Annotated in this window: 2 protein-coding genes; one reads left to right on the forward strand and one right to left on the reverse strand. The window is 48.3% G+C overall.

The genetic code is table 11. The features are described 5' to 3' along the window. Window positions 1–131: 131 nt before the first annotated feature. The gene (locus F6K38_RS30380; protein WP_287312557.1) at window positions 132–308 is read right to left on the reverse strand and encodes a hypothetical protein; all 177 of its coding nucleotides are present in this window, start codon (window positions 306–308) and stop codon (window positions 132–134) included. 122 nt (window positions 309–430) lie between these two features. Between F6K38_RS30380 and F6K38_RS30385 the strand changes: the two genes are divergently transcribed. After that, window positions 431–1,303 carry a hypothetical protein gene (locus F6K38_RS30385; RefSeq protein ID WP_287358793.1) on the forward strand — a complete coding sequence of 291 codons (873 nt, stop codon included), beginning with the start codon at window positions 431–433 and terminating at the stop codon, window positions 1,301–1,303. The last annotated feature ends 251 nt before the right edge of the window (window positions 1,304–1,554 follow it).

A 1,554-nucleotide genomic window follows, 5' to 3' on the forward strand; every position in this document is an offset into this window, starting at 1 on the left:
ATAGCTGATAGCTGATAGCTGATGCTTATATTGCATTTCTCAATCAACGCTCTAGCTAGGAATGACCCTAAAACATTGGCGTTGCTGAATTAAGGAATGAATGTGCGATAATTTGGTTGTCTTAAAGCCCCCTAAATCCCCCAATTCTGGGGGACTTGTCTTGATGCAATAGCGAGTGGGGGAAACCACGGCAATAGCGAGTGGGGGGAACCCCCAAGACCGCGCTGCCTCCCCAAGACCGCGCTGCATCGCTTCATAGTTTTGTTCCCCCACCGGTGCGCTTTCCGTCGGCGAATTAAATTCGCCACGGGTCGCACCGCAGAATTGGGGGGCTAGGGGGGCAAAACCATACGCATAATCAGCAACGCCAAAACATTTGCCCCCAAATAATCCCCCTAATTTACCTGAACCACCTCACTGCCACCGGCCAATGCTATGGTTGGCAATGGTTTTGGCATCTATTGTCATTCATCTATGCTTCTTGTGGATACTGTATATGCTCTTGATGGGGCGCTTCGAGAGTTCGCAACCCAGTCAGGATTTGATTGCCATAGATCTGATTGATATCATTCCGGAAGACATAGCTGAGCAAGAGACATCACCAGAAGACCGATCAACAGCTCTAATCCATCAAAGCACTGATTTAGCTCTCACCAGTCCTAGGTCAGAGGGGAATCTTAATCACCAAACTCTCTCTAACTCTACCATTGATAGCACTGAGCCTGACTTAGATCCAACACCAACAGAGGAAAGCTTACCAGTTAAAGACCTAACACTGCCAACAGATTATCAATTAACTATACCTGTACCCGCACCTGAACCAACAACTCCGATCACTCCTGTTAAGCCTATTCCAGTAATCCAAACCCCCCTACCTTCACCCTTACCTCTGCCACCACCGATTCAGCCACCGGCTTCCAGCATCCCGGAAGAGTCGGCATCAAAAGATAGCTTTCTGGCTAAGATGAGTAACTTTGGTCTGACTAATCCGAATCACGATATTCCAGACCAATTGGCTCTACCGCTACCAGCTAACCAAACGGAATTTTCCGCTCAGGAGCTGAATTTGACAGGTATTGATTTATCGGAAGAGTTAGTGTTGAAGGTGGTGGTGTTAATTTATGCAAATGGTAAACCGGAACTGCTACCGGACTATATTCAAGTGCGGCAAGGCAATATTAGTATTGAGCAGGCTCAGCAACTGGCACAGCAAGTGATTCGCGATTGGCTGTTTGCCCCCACTTACATGGCAGGTCAGGCAGTTGTGCAAGCTTATCGCTTCCAACTGACCATTAGTCATTAGTAGACTTCGTGGCAGTTGTCGGGAACAGGCAAGAGGAACCCACCCCTAACCCCTCCCAGGAGGGGAAGGCAAGAGGCAAGAGTTCAGATTTTTGATGTGACAGCTCCCACACTGACTCTTTGAGTTCAGTGTGGGCTTCCCAGCCAATCCAGCTATTGCTTAGGAGGCGCTGGGCTTTAAGAACGGACTGCCCTGCCGCTCTGTTTTCTTGGTCTTTTGTTTAATAATGTTTGACCAACTTCCCAGCATTT

The sequence above is a fragment of the Moorena sp. SIO3B2 genome (assembly GCF_010692525.1).
Lineage (GTDB): Bacteria > Cyanobacteriota > Cyanobacteriia > Cyanobacteriales > Coleofasciculaceae > Moorena > Moorena producens.